This window comes from Paenibacillus sp. CR_12 (assembly GCF_041953985.1).
In the GTDB taxonomy this organism is placed as follows: Bacteria; Bacillota; Bacilli; order Paenibacillales; family Paenibacillaceae; genus Paenibacillus_AQ; species Paenibacillus_AQ lautus_A.
Window position 1 is genome coordinate 14,691 of record NZ_JAVFHO010000004.1, and the last position, 18,059, is coordinate 32,749.

The 18,059-nt window shown below is 51.2% G+C and carries 20 protein-coding genes and 1 other annotated feature; of the genes, 2 read left to right on the forward strand and 18 right to left on the reverse strand.

Going from position 1 to position 18,059, the window contains the following annotated elements; translation table 11 throughout:
- Window positions 1-31: 31 nt before the first annotated feature.
- From prsW to RB297_RS15680, 3 genes are all read right to left on the reverse strand, one after another.
- A complete protein-coding gene (gene prsW, locus RB297_RS15670) occupies window positions 32-727 on the reverse strand; it encodes a glutamic-type intramembrane protease PrsW (RefSeq protein WP_090911039.1) in 696 nt (231 codons plus the stop codon).
- A 57-nt stretch (window positions 728-784) separates the two neighbouring features.
- A complete protein-coding gene (locus tag RB297_RS15675) occupies window positions 785-1,396 on the reverse strand; it encodes a genetic competence negative regulator (RefSeq protein ID WP_015734510.1) in 612 nt (203 codons plus the stop codon).
- Between the two features lie 201 nt (window positions 1,397-1,597).
- Window positions 1,598-1,969 (reverse strand): hypothetical protein, encoded by a 372-nt coding sequence (locus RB297_RS15680; protein ID WP_096773270.1) that lies wholly within the window; start codon window positions 1,967-1,969, stop codon window positions 1,598-1,600.
- A 93-nt stretch (window positions 1,970-2,062) separates the two neighbouring features.
- Between RB297_RS15680 and RB297_RS15685 the strand changes: the two genes are divergently transcribed.
- Window positions 2,063-2,989: a polysaccharide deacetylase family protein gene (locus tag RB297_RS15685; RefSeq protein ID WP_096773269.1), complete on the forward strand. Its 927-nt coding sequence runs from the start codon at window positions 2,063-2,065 to the stop codon at window positions 2,987-2,989.
- Window positions 2,990-3,041: 52 nt separating this feature from the next.
- Here the strand turns inward: RB297_RS15685 and RB297_RS15690 are convergent, their stop codons facing one another.
- From RB297_RS15690 to RB297_RS15700, 3 genes are read right to left on the reverse strand one after another with little or no spacing between them, the layout of a single operon-like run.
- Window positions 3,042-3,860 (reverse strand): metallophosphoesterase, encoded by an 819-nt coding sequence (locus RB297_RS15690; RefSeq protein WP_096773268.1) that lies wholly within the window; start codon window positions 3,858-3,860, stop codon window positions 3,042-3,044.
- The gene (locus RB297_RS15695; protein WP_096773267.1) at window positions 3,857-4,267 is read right to left on the reverse strand and encodes a hypothetical protein; all 411 of its coding nucleotides are present in this window, start codon (window positions 4,265-4,267) and stop codon (window positions 3,857-3,859) included. Before RB297_RS15695 ends, RB297_RS15690 begins: the two co-directional genes overlap by 4 nt.
- The gene (locus tag RB297_RS15700; RefSeq protein WP_015734505.1) at window positions 4,254-4,853 is read right to left on the reverse strand and encodes a CPBP family intramembrane glutamic endopeptidase; all 600 of its coding nucleotides are present in this window, start codon (window positions 4,851-4,853) and stop codon (window positions 4,254-4,256) included. The genes RB297_RS15695 and RB297_RS15700 overlap by 14 nt, the downstream gene beginning before the upstream one ends.
- Window positions 4,854-5,078: 225 nt before the next feature.
- Window positions 5,079-5,308 (forward strand) — a binding site (T-box leader).
- Between the two features lie 192 nt (window positions 5,309-5,500).
- Between RB297_RS15700 and serA the strand changes: the two genes are divergently transcribed.
- Window positions 5,501-7,093, forward strand: coding sequence for a phosphoglycerate dehydrogenase (gene serA / locus RB297_RS15705; protein ID WP_009595252.1), 1,593 nt, complete (start codon window positions 5,501-5,503; stop codon window positions 7,091-7,093).
- 112 nt (window positions 7,094-7,205) lie between these two features.
- Here the strand turns inward: serA and RB297_RS15710 are convergent, their stop codons facing one another.
- From RB297_RS15710 to RB297_RS15765, 12 genes are all read right to left on the reverse strand, one after another.
- A complete protein-coding gene (locus RB297_RS15710; protein WP_015734503.1) occupies window positions 7,206-8,639 on the reverse strand; it encodes an ATP-binding protein in 1,434 nt (477 codons plus the stop codon).
- Between the two features lies 1 nt (window position 8,640).
- Complete coding sequence (locus tag RB297_RS15715; RefSeq protein ID WP_036665717.1) at window positions 8,641-9,357, reverse strand: response regulator transcription factor; 717 nt, start codon at window positions 9,355-9,357, stop codon at window positions 8,641-8,643.
- Between the two features lie 100 nt (window positions 9,358-9,457).
- Window positions 9,458-10,711, reverse strand: coding sequence for a c-type cytochrome biogenesis protein CcsB (ccsB, locus tag RB297_RS15720; protein WP_015734502.1), 1,254 nt, complete (start codon window positions 10,709-10,711; stop codon window positions 9,458-9,460).
- Window positions 10,698-12,401 (reverse strand): cytochrome c biogenesis protein ResB, encoded by a 1,704-nt coding sequence (locus tag RB297_RS15725; RefSeq protein ID WP_096773266.1) that lies wholly within the window; start codon window positions 12,399-12,401, stop codon window positions 10,698-10,700. The genes ccsB and RB297_RS15725 overlap by 14 nt, the downstream gene beginning before the upstream one ends.
- Window positions 12,398-12,925: a redoxin domain-containing protein gene (locus RB297_RS15730; RefSeq protein ID WP_009595122.1), complete on the reverse strand. Its 528-nt coding sequence runs from the start codon at window positions 12,923-12,925 to the stop codon at window positions 12,398-12,400. The genes RB297_RS15725 and RB297_RS15730 overlap by 4 nt, the downstream gene beginning before the upstream one ends.
- 125 nt (window positions 12,926-13,050) lie before the next feature.
- Complete coding sequence (locus RB297_RS15735; protein ID WP_096773265.1) at window positions 13,051-13,806, reverse strand: pseudouridine synthase; 756 nt, start codon at window positions 13,804-13,806, stop codon at window positions 13,051-13,053.
- Between the two features lie 21 nt (window positions 13,807-13,827).
- The gene (locus tag RB297_RS15740; RefSeq protein WP_015734500.1) at window positions 13,828-14,166 is read right to left on the reverse strand and encodes a hypothetical protein; all 339 of its coding nucleotides are present in this window, start codon (window positions 14,164-14,166) and stop codon (window positions 13,828-13,830) included.
- Between the two features lie 148 nt (window positions 14,167-14,314).
- Window positions 14,315-14,848 carry a spore maturation protein gene (locus tag RB297_RS15745; RefSeq protein WP_096773263.1) on the reverse strand — a complete coding sequence of 178 codons (534 nt, stop codon included), beginning with the start codon at window positions 14,846-14,848 and terminating at the stop codon, window positions 14,315-14,317.
- A gap of 6 nt (window positions 14,849-14,854) precedes the next feature.
- Window positions 14,855-15,487, reverse strand: coding sequence for a nucleoside recognition domain-containing protein (locus RB297_RS15750; protein ID WP_096773262.1), 633 nt, complete (start codon window positions 15,485-15,487; stop codon window positions 14,855-14,857).
- 59 nt (window positions 15,488-15,546) lie between these two features.
- Window positions 15,547-16,731: a D-alanyl-D-alanine carboxypeptidase family protein gene (locus RB297_RS15755; protein ID WP_096773261.1), complete on the reverse strand. Its 1,185-nt coding sequence runs from the start codon at window positions 16,729-16,731 to the stop codon at window positions 15,547-15,549.
- Window positions 16,732-16,850: 119 nt separating this feature from the next.
- Window positions 16,851-17,300 carry a GerW family sporulation protein gene (ytfJ, locus tag RB297_RS15760; protein WP_009595256.1) on the reverse strand — a complete coding sequence of 150 codons (450 nt, stop codon included), beginning with the start codon at window positions 17,298-17,300 and terminating at the stop codon, window positions 16,851-16,853.
- A complete protein-coding gene (locus RB297_RS15765; RefSeq protein WP_096773260.1) occupies window positions 17,273-17,947 on the reverse strand; it encodes a DUF2953 domain-containing protein in 675 nt (224 codons plus the stop codon). Before RB297_RS15765 ends, ytfJ begins: the two co-directional genes overlap by 28 nt.
- Between the last annotated feature and the right edge of the window lie 112 nt (window positions 17,948-18,059).

The window sequence follows — 18,059 nt, forward strand, 5'->3', positions numbered from 1 at the left end:
AGGTCTATAGAATGAAGTGTGCCCTGATTTGTTACGTATTAACCTCTTCCTCCCGGTTAATGAATCGGAAAGGAGAGCGGTTGTTCGCTCTGGAGATTTTGCCCATGCCGCCATACCACAGCAGAACCATTAGCGGAACGATAAACCATACCCATGTGTGGGTCAGCAAATTCAGAATCAGGTCATAAAGACCATGCCACATCCAAGGCAGAACCATGGACAGCACGAGGAAGAATCTTCTTCGTTTCCCTTCCGTGAACCTTGCATGTCCCATGTAGTATCCCATGATAACGCCAAACATTGCGTGACCCGAAACGGGCAGCAGCGCCCGCATGAACATCGGGCCGAAGGCTGCCTGGCTGTACCAAGCGTAAAGTAAATTCTCTACCGTAGCAAATCCCAGCGATATCGCCACTGCATATAGTATGCCGTCATAAGGCTCGTCAAATTCCGTATGGTTAAAAATAATATGATACATCACGAACCATTTTAAAAATTCCTCAACGCCCGCCGAAACGAACAGTGAGTTGACTACCGGATTGTCGCCAAGCCATAGTATCATTCCCCGCTGCAAAATCATGACCGGGAAAACGATCAGAACCCCTAGCATGAACACTTTGATCACCATGTGCAGGGGTTCTTGATCATACCTGTCCTTCAGGTAAAAATACGTGAGCAATGCGAGTCCCGGCGCCAAAGCTGACGCAATGATCGAGAACACCAGCACTGAAATTCCCCTTCCGTTAGTTGCGGGCCTGAAGTCCGGCACGCACGCCCACATTGATTAATGCTGACGCTGGAAGTGTGTACAGATAACCTCAACCGCCTGCTGAGGCATCACTTTCTTCCCGTATTCCTCCAGCACAGCCTCCGTCACCGAAGAGGATTCGCCAAACTCGGCCAGCATTGCAATTATAGCCGGCAGCTTCTCGCTATCCAGTTCCTCGGGCTCGAAGTACAAAAACCATTTATCCATATAGTGATAGAGCTTGCCCGCTCCGCCTACAAGGTCCTTCAACATATGCGATGCTTCAATGAGCACTTCAAAATCCTGAAAAACATAGACGATGGTATCACTTTGATCCAGCGTTACTTCCATTTCATAAATCTCGTCCGGCATATCTTCTTCGGACAAGCCGCCGAAATGATGATCGTATTTCCCTCTCGTCACAATAACCACCATGCCCTGGGCAGGCAGTGCAAACACCTCAACGGCAAGAGGTCCGGTGGCATCAAATCCGAGTTCACTGTATGCCTGATCCATCATCTCCGTAAACAGGTCATAAACTTTCGGTATTTCCTGCCACATCTCTTCCTTCTGGATCCCACGCTCACTCAGATCGTCAAACGTGAGGAAAATCCGTATCTTATCTTGACTCAAACGCTCTATTTTCATGACAGGATCCTCCTTACGTAAACAAAAGTTTATAACAAATTATGATGTCTGGATTATGACGTGATAAAAATGGTTTTATATAATTGATTTTATCATTTAATACCCACAAATGCACGTAAATATGTAGCTGAAGAAAAAAGAATCATTCACAGGGATTCGTGAGGCCGTTCCCCGAGAATGATTCAAAAAGGTTGATGCCGTTTACAAACCCGGTATGACGGTGTGGGTCTCTTTTAAAATCTGTTCGACTTCGGTCTTCACATCAGGGTTGTTTCGGATGAAATCCTTGACCTGCTTCAGGTTGGCAGCCTTCGAATGAGTCGATGCCTGTACCCCTGCAGTTCCATTGGAATGAGTGGAATCATGTCGGCCTGGACTGGGAGACACGCTTTCTCGGCCGGAGCCGCTAAACTGGCTCTTGTTGCCTTGAATTTTACTCATCGCGGTATTCGCAAACCGGCCAAGATTCGCGTCTTTCATCATCGAGGAGAAGAACATGCCGTTTTTCCGGGAAATCATCCGGGATGCAACGGCACCGATAATGACACCATATAGAAATGACGAAGTCTTCACAAATGATACCTCCTTCTATGATAAACTCGAGTTTATTGTTCTCGCACCGCCAGGAACTCATGCTACATAAATACAGGAAAGTGAGATGGAATCATGGTTAAAACACGAACAGTCCTTCTGTTGGCCTGCTGCCTGATGCTCAGTGCATGCGGCAGCAACGGCGCTGCTCAGAAGCAAGGCGCGGCTATGGAAGGCGGTAATACCCAGACGAAGCAGCAAAACGAATCCACCGGGCAGGTGTCCCCTGCGAAAGAAAGCACCGATCCTTCGGCCGAACAGGACAAGCCTGAAGACCCGTCCAGCACGAGCTCGAGTAAATCCCCGGATTCCCCGGACCCGTCCGAGGAGGCCGACAAGGATCCGGAAGCCGAGGCTCCGTCCGAACCGAAATACCACATGAATAAGGTGTACCGAATCGTACCAAACGATGAATCCGTACCCGAAAAGGTGGTGCTGCTCACATTTGACGACGGTCCCAAGGATGAAAAAATAATCAACCGCATGATCGATACGCTCGACAAGCATGAAGCCAAAGCCATTTTCTTCGTGAATGGATACCGCGCGAAGGAGCATCCCGAGCTGCTGAAGCTGATCCATGACCGCGGTCAAATCATCGGCAATCATTCCTGGGATCATATCGACCTGAAAAAGGAAAGCAAACAGAAGGTCGAGAAACAGATCGGGGACGTCCAGAAGATCGTTAAGGAAGCGACGGGAGCGGAACCGAAGTTTTTCCGGCCTCCGTTCGGCTCCGGCGGAGATACCGTCAAGGAAGTCGCGCTGGAGCATGACCTGCTGTTTATGACTTGGTCCAACGGTTCCCTGGATTGGGAAAGCAAAAACAAAAACAAACCCGATGCCGTTGTGAGCAACGTGCTCGAGCAGCTTCATCCCGGCAGCAATATTCTGATGCATGAGCTTCCGTGGACTGCCGAAGCCCTGGACACTTTGCTGACCAAGCTCGAGGCCAAAGGGTATGGATTCGTGGATCCGCAATGGATCGAGCCTAAAATAAGATAACCCGAAAAACCGGAAAAACCTTAATTCTGCCGTCAAACATCCGACGATCGAATTAAGGTTTTTTGCGTAATGTAATCACATGATATTCCGCCGGACATTTCAAGCGCAGCGGAATATGGGAAGTGCCGAACCCCCGGCTGATCAGCAGCCTGGAGGAGTGGATAGGCTCTCCTGCCTTCCTCGGCAGCGTATACCATCCGGATTTAAAATTCTTGTAAAATCGCTCCAGACGAACCGCTCCGGCAATCGGCAGCACAATCTGTCCTCCATGGGTATGTCCTGCCAGCAGGAGATCCCCGTGCGTTTCTTCCTTGCCTTTGAGCCATATCGGATCGTGCACCAGAATGATATGATACTGGTCCTCCGCAGCATTTCCCCGGAATTTCGTATACGGATGTTTCCTGCTTGCCGGCTGCCTAACTCCGCTAAGGACAAGGCACTCGTCATCCCGCTTCAACTTGACGGTCTTGTCATTCAGCAGAATGACCCCGCTATCCCGCAATACCTTGCGAACGGCGTCCTTGCCTGCATACAGGTCGTGATTTCCCAGTACGGCATACACGGGGGCGAGGCGGGCCAAAACCGACATGTTATGTCTCAACCGCTCAAAGGGCACCCCTTTTTCGGTAATATCTCCGCCCAGGAGCACGCAATCCACCGATGATATATTGGATAATAGCTTCTCTTCAGACAATTGTCTGCGATGTATGTCGGTGATGAACAGCATCCGTAACCCGTCAAACGACCGCGGAATACGCTCGGATACCACTTCCTCTTCACGCAGCCGATAGCCCCGGGCTTCAGCCCTCATCCAGCCGATTGCGCCTGCACCGAGTGCCGCAGCACCCGCTATCCACATCAACACACTCATAATATCTCCTTTAACAACTCCCTTAATGGAGGCGCTCCGATAAGTCCCCACCATAGAAGACCTACCATTAACAATATGAAGATGACAATTAATGAGTTCACAAACCACTTGCTCATTCTTACGCGATAGGAGGAATATGTATTCGTTCGTTTAGGCGCCGAAACCTCTTCCTCTATCGGATTCTGGTTTGACCTTGTCGATCTGGACCGGCTTAATCCATCCGCCGCGCTGCCGCCCCGCGGCTTCGGTACCGCAGTGCTTGCGGGCGCTTGGGATTTAGATCGACTCCGATTCCCTCCTGCCTGCAGCGGCTTTTCCGCCGCTCTTTTTTCGGATTGAGCCGATGACTTGTTCTTCCGGCCTTTATTTCGGCCCTGATGTCGTTGCATTCTGCTAAGCTCGTTCATGTTCCTCTTTCCTCCGAAACCGTATCAACATTCCCGATATGAAATCTATCAGAAAATGGCACAGAATTGGCGCCCAAATGGTACCCGTTTGTATATAGACGTAGCCCAGACCGTAACTGCTCAAGAAAACCCATCCAGTCGGCAGCCAATGCTTTAAATATCGGACATGAATCAGCGCGAACAAGATGCTTGTCCAATACGGTCCGAACGCATGCTGTATCGCTCCGCGAAACAATAACTCCTCGCAGATGGACACGATCAGGGCGATAACGAATATATGCCAAACCGGCCTTTTCCTGAACAGCATTTCATTGATCCCGCCGTCGTCCATGCTATCCTCCGACACAAACCGGGACAATACAAAGTCCACTGCCAGCATCGCTGCGGCAAGTCCGAGACCCCAATAAACAAACTCGATTTCCTTCGGAAAAACAAATAATCCGAACGGATTCCGGTTCTGGAACAAAATCCAGATCAAACCGACGATAAGCGTCAATGCTTGCGTAAGATACAGATTGATGAGCAGCAGCCGATCGTTCAACTGGTGGGCTTCGATTCTTTTAACGCGTATTTTAAATTTTTTCATAGAAGATGGGCCTGTCTTTCATCTTGATTTTTAAGATATCTTCGTGTACAACCACAGTAATATAAGTTTAATTTAATCATAGGCGGGCATATGCATCATAGCAAATTAACGGCATGACATTCAAGGCTATCCCTTGTTTCTTCCCCTGCTCCTAGGCGGTTGGCCTAAATAAACACCTATTGACACAATGTTAGAGCCATGATACATTATGAAAAAATTAATCTGTGAAAACCGATGACGGAAAAGAGAAACCGTAACGTCCTCAGAGAGCCGATGGTTGGTGCAAATCGGTGGCGTAAAGTATTCTTGAGCGTTCCTGAGATATTTCGCTGAAACTTGGAGTAGGCGCAAATCGGATGATATCCGTTACCAATCATGGTCTGAACAGACCGCTTGAGGCTGCCGCATCTTGGCAGCGAATAAGGGTGGCACCACGAATAACTCTCGTCCCTTACTACGGAGGTAGTATGCGGATTGAGAGTTTTTTATGTTCCTGTCTCTTTGCCACGACACCGCGTCAAACCTGTATAGACCTCTTGCAGCTTTATCGGAATCTCTGGTGTATAACGGAGCGCGCGCTAAGCGTAATCCTTATTCAATATTGCAGTACCGCATTTTATAGTGGATTTTAAGGAGGAAGAGAAACCATGTTTAAAGTATTGGTATCGGATCCGATCAGCGATTTGGGGATCCAGCAGTTAATGGACGCCGCCGATGTGCAGGTAGACAAAAAAACCGGGCTTAACGAAGACGAGCTCACTGCCATTATCGGTGAATACGACGGACTCCTCGTTCGGAGTCAGACGCGCGTTACAGAACGCATCATGAATGCAGGAACCAATCTCAAGGTGGTTGGCCGTGCCGGCGTAGGCGTGGACAACATTGATCTTGAAGCGGCAACAAAGCGCGGGATCGTTGTCATCAATGCACCTGACGGCAACACGATCACGACGGCAGAGCATACGTTTGCTATGATGATTGCCCTCGCCCGCCACATCCCTCAAGCTTATGCCAAAACGGTAGGCGGAACCTGGGATCGCAAATCCTTCCTCGGCGTAGAGCTTCGCAACAAAACGCTGGGCGTTATGGGCATGGGACGGATCGGCAGCGAGGTGGCTAAACGCGCCAAGGCTTTCGGCATGAACATTCTGGCTTTCGATCCGTTCCTGACGGAAGAACGTGCGGATAAACTGGGCGTGAAGCTTTCCTCCGTGGATAACATTATCCGGAACGCAGACTTCATCACGGTTCATACTCCGCTTACGCCGGAGACGCGCCACATGATCGCCAGACCGCAATTCGAGGTCATGAAACGCGGCATGCGCATCGTGAACTGTGCCCGTGGCGGCATCATTGACGAGCGCGCGCTCGTGGAAGCCATCGATGAAGGCATTGTAGCCGGAGCCGCATTTGACGTATTCGAACATGAGCCGCCTGAAAGCGATCATCCGTTCCTTAACCATCCGAAGGTTATCGTCACTCCGCATCTGGGTGCATCCACTGTTGAAGCCCAGGAGAACGTTGCGATCGACGTTTCCGAGCAAGTGCTGCATATCCTGCGCAACGAGCCGTTTAAGAATGCGGTCAACTTCCCGCTTGTAGCCGCAAGCGTCATGAACAAGCTGCAGCCTTACTTCTCGCTCGGCGAGAAATTGGGCAGTGTAGCGGCCCAGATCACCGCACACGCGGTAAAGGAGATTCACGTCGACTATGCAGGCGAGCTGGCTGAAGTCGATACGCAGGCCCTGACCCGGTACATCGTTAAGGGCGTGCTGGAACGCCACCTCGGAAGCGAAGTGAACATTGTCAACTCCATGCATTTGGCGAAGAGCCGCGATTTGCATGTCGTTGTGTCGCAGACGCCAAAAACCAAAGACTTCACCAATCTCGTTACCGTTACGCTGAAAACGCAAAACGGCCTGGAACGAATTGTTGCGGGTACGCTTCTTCTGGGATACGGCGAACGAATCGTACGTCTGGATAAATTCCCTGTCGATATCTCACCGGAAGGCCATCTGATTCTGATCTCCCACAACGATAAACCGGGCATTATCGGACGTGTCGGAACCCTGCTCGGCGAGAACGATGTCAACATCGCCTCCATGCAGGTGGGACGTAAAGTGATCGGCGGCGAGGCCATCATGTTGCTGACGGTGGATAAAGACGTTCCTAAGGACGTTCTGATCAAGCTTACCGGCTTGTCGGAACTCAACACGGCGCAGCAAATCGCGCTAGGCTAAGCTTTAATCCAAGGGGTTAATCATTGTTCCACGTAGAACAAGATTAACCCCTTTATTTCAACAAAAAAACACGCTCCTTGCGAGCGTGTTTTGTCTTTTGCGCGGGCATTCCCTAAGATTCTGCCGCTTTTGTCGGGATCGTCATCGTAAACACGGTGCCTTTCCCCACTTCGCTTGTCGCGTTGATCGTTCCGTGGTGCGCGGTCACGATATTTTTCACGATGGCAAGGCCAATGCCGGTTCCCACCGTCTCCCCCCGCACACGCGCCTTATCGGCCTTGTAGAATCGTTCGAATACAAAAGGCAGGTCTTCCGGCGGAATGCCGACTCCCTGGTCGCAAACCTTCACCTGGAGCGCCTCCGTGTTCGATAAGGCGATCCGGTCTGCCGTAATTTGAATTTTCTTGCCTGAAGGCGTATGACGGAAAGCGTTATCCAGCAAATTGGTCAGCACCTGTTCAAGCTTGTCTTCATCCGCCGCTTCGAGCTGAAGATTCGAATGGAGCTTGTTCAGCTGAAGATCGATATCCCGCTCTTTGGCACGAACCGCAAATTTACGGAATACCCGCTCGCACAATTCTCCTGCATCCATCTCCCGCAGGGATAACTCGGCATGCCCTGCCTCCATGCGCGTCAAATCAAGCAGATCCTTCACCAGACGCCCCATCCGCAGGGATTCCTCATGAATGACCTGTATAAGCTCCCTGCTCTCTTCGGGTGAAGCTGCCATGCCGTCCAATAGCGCTTCGCTGTAACCCTGCATCATGGACAGCGGCGTCCGTATTTCGTGCGACACGTTGGCAATGAAGTCCGTCCGCATTTTTTCTAATGTAACCTGTTCGGTTATGTCCCTTAACACCACGACGGCTCCGCGGATCACGTCATCCGAATACAAGGGGGCCATATGGGCTGACCAGATTCCCTGCTTCACATGCAGATCGGCGCTTTGGTCCTTGCCTTCGTTGACGGTGGCGTAATATAACTCGCTGAGCGGTTTTGGCATGACATCGGCCGCCCAGCCACCGCCCTGAAGCTCATCGTCCCACTGCAGCCCTTTCCAGGTCTTCATGATTTCCAATCCCGGCGGGTTCACCAGGATGACCTGCCCGTGATTGTCAAACGTAATCACGGCGTCGCTCATGCTTCTCAGCACGCTGGACAGGTGCTCCTTCTCGTGGTTCAAATTGCGGATGTTCGTTTCCAGCTCCGCTGCCATATGGTTAAACGTATTGGCCAGCTCGCCGATCTCATCACTGGTCACAAGGTTCAACCGCGTGCCGTATTTCCCTTTACGGATATCGTTGGCTGCCTCAATGAGCTGCTGCATGGGCTGCGTAATTTTCGTCAGCAGGAACAACCCGAAAAAGGTGGTCATCGAAAAGCCGATAATGGCCACATAAGTAAATAAACGTTTGATGGCATCCGAATTCGCGAAGGTGGTATCGATATAAGGGAGCAAGAATAAACCGAGCGTCAGCAGTACGCACGCGACCAAACAGGTTATCGTAATCCACAGCTTGCCGACAAGTGATCTCCAAAAACTCACGTTACTTCGGTACCTCCAGCTTGTAGCCTACTCCCCATACGGTCGTAATCATCGCTGCGGACTCCGTGGATACCTTATTCAATTTTTCGCGCAGACGCTTCACATGGGTATCGACCGTGCGAAGATCGCCAAAAAACTCGTAATTCCAAACATCCTTCAGCAGCTCTTCCCGCGAGAACACTTTGTCCGGGGACGAGGCCAAATAGTGCAGAAGTTCGTACTCCTTCGGCGTCAGGCTGATTTCATGCCCGCCGGCCGTCACGCGGTGGGCATCGTGTTCAATGATCAAATGAGGGAATACGATGCTGTTGCTTGGATTCGGCTCCTTGCTAAGATAAGCCGTGGCGGACGAACGGCGCAATATGGCTTTAACGCGATAGATCACCTCGCGAGGACTGAACGGTTTCACCACATAATCGTCGGCGCCCACCTCGAATCCCTGGACCCGGTTAATCTCCTCGCCTTTGGCGGTCAGCATCAGGATCGGCGTAGACTTTACCTGACGAAGGCGGGTGCATACTTCAACGCCGTCCATGCCGGGCAGCATGACATCCAGAATAACGAGCCCGTAATCCTCCGAGCTTGCTTTGCGAAGAGCGGTCTCCCCATCCTCCGCCTCCTCGATTTCATATCCTTCCTTCTCCAGATACATTTTCAACAAACGGCGAATCCGTTCTTCATCATCAACAACAAGAATGCGATTTCCGTGCTCAGACATTGGCAGCCAACTCCTTCGTTTTTATAGGGAAAATCAGAAGTGGCCCTCTTGATTAAGAAAGGGCCCTTCTGATTGTTAATTCACATCTATTCAATTGCCATTAGTCGGTGCCTGCATAGGAATGCAGACCCGCGATAATCAAGTTGACGCCGACCAGCGTGAACATGACCACGATAAAGCCGATAACGGACAGCCAGGACGAATATTTGCCCTGCCAGCCGCGCGATAGCCGGAGATGAAGGTACACGCTGTAGAACAACCAAGTAATAAGCGCCCATACTTCCTTCGGATCCCAGCCCCAGAACCGGCCCCATGCGATCTCTGCCCAGATCATGGCGAAGATGAGACCGCCAAGCGTAAATACAGGGAAGCCGATCGCGATGGCTCGATAACTGATTTCGTCCAGATCATCCGGATCCAGTCGATGGAGTGCGGGCTGAATGAATTTAGCCAGCGGTTTGCGCAGGATCAGGCGGAGCAATCCGTAAAGGATCAACCCGGTGACCAGCGACCATACCACCGTATTCAGCTTACGTCCTGCATTCACGCCGTGCATCCAGGACGGAGCTTCCATGAGCGGCGATTTCATGCCCAAGAAGGACTGCATGCTCTCGGTCTCGCTCTGGTAAGGCGCGATTAGCGGGGGCATGTTATATTCCACTTTTACTATTGTACTATTTTCTGTCTTCGGGTCAACCAATGTCTGGTTAAACTCCGCCTGATAACCGCCTGCACGGAAGCTGTACACCGACAAAATAAATCCGAGCAGCACCACGATGGCAAACATGACGAGCTCAAGCCAGCGCTGTTCCCTGCGCGAGCCCTTGTCCGTTCCGCCAAAGTTAACGGTCCGGAGCAGATGCATCAAGCCGGCAATAAAGCCGACCGCAAAAAACGCATCCCCCAGTGCCGCCAATGTAACGTGGATACCCAGCCAATAGGACTGAAGCGAAGGAATGAGCGGCTGCACCTGCTGCGGGAACACGGCGGCATAGGCCATGATCAGGATTGCCAGCGGCAGTGCAAACAATCCGAGCAGCGATTTTTTGTAGATAAAATAAAGTACGAGGAAGGCAATCATGATTGCCATCGACAAGAAGGACATGAACTCATACATATTGCTGACCGGCACATGCCCCGAGCCCGCCCATCTAGTAAAGAAGTACAGCAAGTGTCCGATCAAACCGATCGTTGTCGTAACAAATGCGATCTTGCCCCACTTCGCCAAATGGGCTTCCGGGTCGCGTTTGCGGAACCGGCGTCCCATGACGGCAAGTGCGTACATGATAAATGCCACGCAGTATAAGGTAAAGGCAACGATAAATGCGTCGCCGCTGAAATCAATTAGATTCATGCTTAGTCCCCCTGTTATTCTCCAATGACTTTTCATCGACTTCGATATTCATTTGCTTGAGGATTCCGGAGATCTCCTTGCGAAGTCCAAACCAGTTCTTGTTCGTATGCGCGCCCAGCGTCAGCGTTCCGTTATCAATACGCAGCCAGATCCGGCGATGGGTGAAATAAAAGCCCATGACCAGGCCGATCATACCAATGAAACAACCAACCCAAATGAACGGCATGGCTTTATCCACACGAATATTCAGATAAGTCGTCGATTCCGAAAAGTCCACATCGTCCATGCTGAGCACATCCAGTTTTACGAGTGCCTCGCCACCCGCCAACTGCGCATTGATCGCTTCCTGATTGAAGCGTTCCTTATCGATCTGTTTAGGGAAGTAGAAGTACTGAACGCCTTCCTTCGGCAGATCAGGTCCCTTAATCAGAAATAAGAATGCAGGCGCATTCGGGTTAGGTGACAGGTTGACCGGCTTGCCGTTATCGCCCAGCCCAAAATCGGTGAAGGACTGTGTAAGCGTTAACGTATATTCCCCTGCCTGATACTCTCTTTGGGGATCGTTGATGGACAGCGTGATTTTGCCGTATTCCTTACCGCTCTTGCTGTCAATCAGCACCGGCGAAACCGTACGGAGAATCGGGGTCAGATCATAATCGAATTGATAAGCCTTTAACCCTTTGTAATTGAGCGGATGGTTCACCTCGATGTTATGGCGCGTCAATTCCACGAGCTGGGGCTCTTTATCGAGATCATCGCAATTGGCCTCGCACATATACAGGATGGCCTGGGTTTGGAATTCCTTCGGCAGCACCTTGTTCTTGCCTTTGAATTCTTCGGGCATATCGTCTTCGGTATAGAATTCAACCTTAAAGCCGTCGTTCAATAAATAGTAGCTGGTGTTCTTGATGTGCACCGGCTCATCCTGAGGAAAGGCCATATGCTCGTCCATATGCAGTCCCGGCAGGTTCCGTCCCAAAACAGCAAGAAGGAAGATAATCAGGCCGATGTGAAGAACATAGGGGCCCCAGCGGCTGAACCGCTGCTTCTCGGCCAGAAGCGTCCCGCCGTCCGTTCGAACGCGATAGCCCTTTTTCTTAATGACCGGTTTAATCCGCTCAACCCAGTCGGCCCCGTCCTCTTGGACTTGTCCTTGGTATACCACCTTCTGTCGGGTAAGGAAGGACATATGCTTCGGAATCCGTTGTCTGCTGAGCGCTTTGTAGAGCGGCAGGACACGGTCAAGACTGCAAATGACAAGCGATGCGCCGATCATGACGAGCAGCAGAACGAACCACCAAGACGTATATGTATGTGACAGCCCGAGCAAGTAATAAATATGCCCCAGCTGTCCGTACTCCTCTTTGTAGTAGACAGAGGGGTCAATGTTAAGGAATGTGCTCTCCTGCGGAAAGATGGTCCCCAGCGAGGAGCCGATCAAGGTTAGCAATATGAGATATATTGCTACTTTTACCGAAGAGAAGAAATTCCATACCCGATCGATAATACCGGGATTTTCTTTCTGCGATCGACGGGCAACGCCGTCATACCGCATTTCCAGAATCGGCTGGGCCTCCGCTTCCTCGGTCAGCGGCTTGCCGCAAGCCTCGCAGAGGACCGTCCCCGTTGGATTCTGGTGTCCACAATCACACTTCGTATTCTGGATCAAAGGCTTGGAACCTTGACTCATTTCGCATTCACCAACTGTTCAATTTGTTTGTCAAGGGTGTTCAAATCCAGTTCGCCTATGCGAATATGGTCAATCTTGCCGGAGGCCGTAACAAAAAAGGTGGTCGGCATCGGCCCAACCCCGAAGCTGGCAACAGCGTTCCGCTTGGGATCCATCAGGATGGGGAATTTCACGCCGGTTTGAGCAACAAAATTCTCTACGGTCATTTTGTTTTCGCCCACATTGATTCCGATGATCTCAACGCCCTGGCTGCTCCATTTTTCCCACTGGGCTTGAAGTGCCGGCATTTCCCGAACGCACGGCGGACAGTAGGTGCCCCAGAAATTAATAACCCTGGCCTTGCCTTCGTATTCACTCATGGTATGTACGTTGCCATCCATGCCTAGAAGTTCGAAATCCGCTGCCTTTTGCCCTACTTTGGGAACCTCATCAGAGCCGAATACAACGGTTGCAACGGCGTACACTCCGATCAGGATGATGGCAAGCAGAATAACAATCTGTACGCTTTTCTTAGATTTGCCCATAAAGCAGCAGCTTCCTTTCTATGACATTCATCATATCGCATACTACGGGTGTGAACATCCTATGAACAATTATAACGAAATTTGTCATAAACGCCGCTCGCCATTTTGAATATTATGTGTCGGGTTTAACGTTTTTTCTTCGGTTTCCCGCCCGGCTTTGCGGCTTTCGCCATTTGCAGGAGCTGGTTGATTTCGTCCGCCGTCAAATGGCGGTACAGGCCCCGCTTTAAATTTTGCAGCAGCAGATCCCCGTAAGATATCCGCTTCAATCTCAATACCGGATGGGAAATCGCTTCGAACATCCTTCTCACTTGACGGTTGCGGCCTTCATGAATCGTGATCGAAATAACGGATTGTTTATTGTCCGGATCCACGTCCTTATATTCCACTTCCGCAGGAGACGTCATTCCGTCCTCCAGCATAATCCCTCGTCGAAGCTTGTCCAGCTCGGTGCCGTGGGGCACCCCTTTCACGGTAGCCAAATATGTCTTGGGCACATGGTATTTGGGGTGGCTGAGCAGATTGGCAAACTCCCCGTCGTTGGTCAGGAGCAAAAGCCCCTCCGTATCGTAATCCAAACGTCCAATCGGGTATACCCGCTCTTTAATGCCTTTGAGATAATCCGATACAATTTTACGGCCTTCGGGATCAGAAGCGCTTGTAATGACTCCCTTCGGCTTATTCAGCATGACATATACCTTTTTCTCATTCTTAATCGGTTTGCCTGAAACCGTAATGATATCCTGGGCTGGATCGGCCTTCGTGCCGAGCTCGGTAACGGTCTCCCCGTTTACCTGCACCTTGCCTTCAAGAATCAATTCCTCGCACTTGCGGCGGGAAGCGACTCCGGCCTGTGCCATAATTTTCTGTAATCTCTCCATGTTCGTTAGGTCACCTCATTCCTAATGATAACCATCGACAGGATAAATCACAAGCGCGTTCCATGGAAAATGTGCCCCTGGGCAGGAGTCGGAGTGGGGAAATAAGTACAGCGGGGAAATATCATGGAGTCTGGACAGCTCCAAAATGATTTTGCTGGCGGTAAACAGCTGCGTTTTCTGGTCCAGCGTCATCGACTCGTAGCTGGCATTGAAGTCGCCTTCCAGACAGATGTGGATCTGTCCCGGTTGGACCAGCACGGAAGAAGCGGACACGGAGCCGTCCGGATGGATCTTAAAATCCCAGTTTCGCGGTTCCTGCGCGCACACGGTATGATGAATAACAAAACCCTCGATTTCCATTCCATCACCCCTACTACAAATTGTGATTGCAGCAGTATATGACATGGCGGAATCAAGGGTATAGGCATACGTCCTGTTACATTGAAAAAACGCACCTTCTTACTATATGCCTTGCTTTTGGCTTTCTGACAGTCGTCCATGAAATCAATTAACCGAACACCAGCAAGCAGACGGCAATCGCCGCAATAAACCCGACCAAATCGGAGAACAGTCCGACCTTCAACGCATAGCGGCCATTGCGGATGCCCACGGCGCCAAAATAGACGGTCAACACGTACAAGGTTGTGTCCGTGCTTCCCTGTATGGTCGAAGCGATTCGGCCGATCATCGAATCCGGTCCGTATGCGCGGATCAGCTCCGTTGTGTAAGCGAGGGAGCCCGTACCTGTCAGCGGCCGTAATATTCCCAAAGGCAGTATCTCGCTCGGTACGCCGAGCGATTGCAGAAAAGGGCCCGTCCAACCGACAAAAAACTCCAGGGCGCCGGAAGAGCGGAATACGCTTATGGCTACCATCATGCCGACCAAATGCGGAATGATTCCGATCGCCGTGGAGAAGCCGTCCTTGGCTCCGTCCACAAACGATTCGTATACGCGCACTTTGCGCGTATAAGCATAAAGAGGAATAAATGCGATAATAATGGGTATTGACCAGGCGGAAACGATATTAATCCAAGACAGCAAGACTCATCACCCCTTCACGTCCGGGTTCAGGCCTGTACCGATTCCGGGCGGCTTCTGGCGGCGCATCGTTCGTCTGCGATACCAACGGTCGGCGATAATAGCTGCGGCCGTAGCAATCGCAGTGGCCAATAGCGTGGTTCCGACGATTTCCGAAGGATTGGCAGATTCATAATTAAGCCGGATCGCGATCAGCGTTGTCGGTATCAGCGTAATGCTGGCCGTGTTTAACGCCAGGAGCGTGCACATCGCGGCAGACGCCGTTTCCTTATCCGGATTCAATTTCTGAAGCTCCTGCATCGCTTTGATTCCCATCGGAGTCGCCGCATTGCCCAGACCGAACAAATTCGCGCTCATATTGGACAATATGTATCCCATTGCGGGATGGTTTTTCGGTACATCCGGGAACAGGAAGCGGACAACCGGCCCCAGCAGCCTGGCCACTTTTTTCAGCAGACCCGCGTCCTCTGCGAGCCGCATCATGCCAAGCCAGAATACCAGTATGCTGATAAGACCGAAGGAGACGGTAACGCCCGTTTGGGCTCCGTCGAATGCGGCTTTCGTGACGCTGTCGATGTTCCCGTTGACGGCCGCAAAACCAAACCCGATCACAAGCATCCCCATCCAAATCAAATTGATCATCTCTTCGCCCCCGTTTTGCTGCCCCGCTGTTAAGAGAATACACGATTCTTTAGCGAAGGCTAGTTATGTGCGCCCCTGAACAGATGCCGAAGCACTTCTCCTGCAGACTGCCAAAGCGACAAGGAACCGACAGGTCCCAGAGCGCTCCTGGACTTTTGCAAGGCCTCTGGGACTTCAGGAAGTTTGCTTCCTTCCGCGTAGACCGGAACCTTGCCGATGCTGACATTATCGAGCAGCAGCTCAATATGCCCCCGCAGCCCAAAAGACAAGTCGGGCGTGCTTGCTTTATGCAGGACCAGTCTCTTCACCAGGCGCGCTTCCTCATCATGCGCGAACGCATAAGTGAAGGAACTGCCCGTGACGAGCGGATAGCCCTGGATTTTCTGTCCCTTTTCCGTGACCTTTTTCAGTGGAAAATGAGCAAAGCCGTAATCCAGCATGTTGGAATGGTCGTTCCAATCGTTGCCGTCATTCAGCGTTACCGCTGCGATTTGCTGGCCGTTACGAGTAGCGGAGCTCACCAGGCAGCGGAATGCTTTTTTGGTGTAACCCGTTTTGACGCCGTCCGCCCCTTCGTAGAAGCGCAGCATTTTGTTTTTGTTGTCCCATTTGTAGTCCCACGCTTCATTCGGGTTGGGCGCTTTCTTGGTAGGGGTTTTGACGATCTCGCTAAAGACCGGATTCTTGAGGGCATATGCCGTCAGTTTGGCTACGTCATGCGCTGACGAGTAATGCTCGTCGTGATCCAGTCCATGCGGATTCATAAAATGCGAATTCGTCATGCCGAGCGAGGCGGCCTTCTCGTTCATCAATAACACAAAGCCTTCTTCCGTACCGCCGACATGCTCCGCAATGGCCGTGGCGGCATCGTTGCCGGAGCGCAGCATCAAGCCGTACAGCAGATTCTCAAGGGTCATCTCCTCTCCAAGCCTCAGGAAGATCGAGGAGCCCTCTTTGGCAAAAGCATTCTTGGAGACTTTGACGCGATCATCCAGCTTGCCGTGTTCAATGGCCACGATGGCGGTCATAATCTTGGTCAAGCTGGCGATTCTTAAACGCTCGTCCCCGTTCTTGCTGTACAGCATTCTCCCGGACGTCACGTCAATCAGCGCAGCTGCCTGTGCATGATTGGACGGGCCTTGCTCGTGATCTGCGTGTACAGGGACAGCCGTAACCAGCAAGCAGCATATGGCGATCAACATGGATAACATAGACTTGCGGTTCGTCCATTTCATTTTCATCATTTTATCCTCCGGTGTTCAGAAATCTTGTACAAGTATATGTCGTCCTCGCTGAAGGTATGTCCATTTCATTGCAGCAAAAATCCCTTCCGTTATGAACGAAAGGGATCTGCCCGCTTCAATCAGTATGCCGGGGGAGGCGTCGTGCTGCCTGCGGCATTGCTTCCCGATTGAAACATCGACTGGATTTGATCAAGTAAATACGGGGTCGCATCGATAATCCGTTCAAACAGATGTGTCTGGTTGTCCAGCGGAACGATGTGCACGCCTTCTTTACCCACGACCAGGAAAGCTATGGGCCGGATGGACACGCCGCCGCCGCTGCCGCCGCCAAAAGGTAGGGCATTATGGTCGGTATGCGTCCCGTTAGCGGTATTATGGTGTGTGCCGCCGGCTTCAACGTTGTAGTCGCTCCCGCCCGCTGCGAAACCAAACGCCACCTTACTGATTGGCAAAATGACGCTGCCGTCAGGTGTATTCACGGGGTCGCCTACGATCGTATTCACGTCCACCATTCCCTTGATGTTCTCCATAGCCGTTTGCATCAAGCCTTGAATAGGGTGTTCTGCCATGATCTAACTCCTCCTTTCACCTTTAACACGCGAACTATAAGTACCAGTCCAGCATACATAGCTTTTCCGCAGGAGATTTTCGCTATGCAGCAAAGCTCTGTGGAAATTTGCGGCGGACCGTTAAAGACCGGTACCACCTGGATTTCCGGCAGCTCATCCATAATCAGCCGGTACGACATCCAACCCATAATGGTATGCTTAACAGCATGAAGCAATCCGGTTGCAACCGCGGTATCGGCCGCATGCTCCAAGGCAATCCGGGTTGACCAGCGCACATCCATGAGATGAACGGCCGCCATCGTTTGTTTGACCCATTTTTTAAAACCCTTTGTTGAAAGCAGTGCCCGTCCGTAGTCCTTAAAGCGTATCGTTCTGCTGGAAGGAGCCTTGGTTTCATCCGAATCGGGTTTCCCTTGCCCCTCCCGGTTCTCCGGTTTAAATTCAATGCCACCGTTCGCCAGGTGAAAGGGGACTTCATACCTGCGTATGATCCATCCAAAGAGCATCTTCATTTCCGCCAATACTTTATATTCATTTTTTCTTAGAACCACATCCAGCTTAATCGTGACCTTCGAGCTCAGTACAACGATCAGCAATACGATAAGGAGAACGACCAGACCGACCGCAAGAAAGATCCATATCCTCACGAAGTAACCCCCAAAACGAACTTAGTAAAATGTAATCCGCTTGGCTTAGTATGGCAAAAGGGTCTCCAAATGATGCGAAACTGCTCCGATCCTCTGCTTTCATATGCCGGAA

What these genes read in the sequence shown, in the direction of transcription:
- RB297_RS15675 (WP_015734510.1), bottom strand. Translation starts at nt 1,396, where the DNA reads ATGAAAATAGAGCGTTTGAGTCAAGATAAGATACGGATTTTCCTCACG.
- RB297_RS15685 (WP_096773269.1), top strand. Translation starts at nt 2,063, where the DNA reads ATGGTTAAAACACGAACAGTCCTTCTGTTGGCCTGCTGCCTGATGCTC.
- RB297_RS15690 (WP_096773268.1), bottom strand. Translation starts at nt 3,860, where the DNA reads ATGAGTGTGTTGATGTGGATAGCGGGTGCTGCGGCACTCGGTGCAGGC.
- RB297_RS15695 (WP_096773267.1), bottom strand. Translation starts at nt 4,267, where the DNA reads ATGAACGAGCTTAGCAGAATGCAACGACATCAGGGCCGAAATAAAGGC.
- RB297_RS15700 (WP_015734505.1), bottom strand. Translation starts at nt 4,853, where the DNA reads ATGAAAAAATTTAAAATACGCGTTAAAAGAATCGAAGCCCACCAGTTG.
- serA (WP_009595252.1), top strand. Translation starts at nt 5,501, where the DNA reads ATGTTTAAAGTATTGGTATCGGATCCGATCAGCGATTTGGGGATCCAG.
- RB297_RS15715 (WP_036665717.1), bottom strand. Translation starts at nt 9,357, where the DNA reads ATGTCTGAGCACGGAAATCGCATTCTTGTTGTTGATGATGAAGAACGG.
- ccsB (WP_015734502.1), bottom strand. Translation starts at nt 10,711, where the DNA reads ATGAATCTAATTGATTTCAGCGGCGACGCATTTATCGTTGCCTTTACC.
- RB297_RS15725 (WP_096773266.1), bottom strand. Translation starts at nt 12,401, where the DNA reads ATGAGTCAAGGTTCCAAGCCTTTGATCCAGAATACGAAGTGTGATTGT.
- RB297_RS15730 (WP_009595122.1), bottom strand. Translation starts at nt 12,925, where the DNA reads ATGGGCAAATCTAAGAAAAGCGTACAGATTGTTATTCTGCTTGCCATC.
- RB297_RS15735 (WP_096773265.1), bottom strand. Translation starts at nt 13,806, where the DNA reads ATGGAGAGATTACAGAAAATTATGGCACAGGCCGGAGTCGCTTCCCGC.
- RB297_RS15740 (WP_015734500.1), bottom strand. Translation starts at nt 14,166, where the DNA reads ATGGAAATCGAGGGTTTTGTTATTCATCATACCGTGTGCGCGCAGGAA.
- RB297_RS15750 (WP_096773262.1), bottom strand. Translation starts at nt 15,487, where the DNA reads ATGATCAATTTGATTTGGATGGGGATGCTTGTGATCGGGTTTGGTTTT.
- RB297_RS15755 (WP_096773261.1), bottom strand. Translation starts at nt 16,731, where the DNA reads ATGATGAAAATGAAATGGACGAACCGCAAGTCTATGTTATCCATGTTG.
- ytfJ (WP_009595256.1), bottom strand. Translation starts at nt 17,300, where the DNA reads ATGGCAGAACACCCTATTCAAGGCTTGATGCAAACGGCTATGGAGAAC.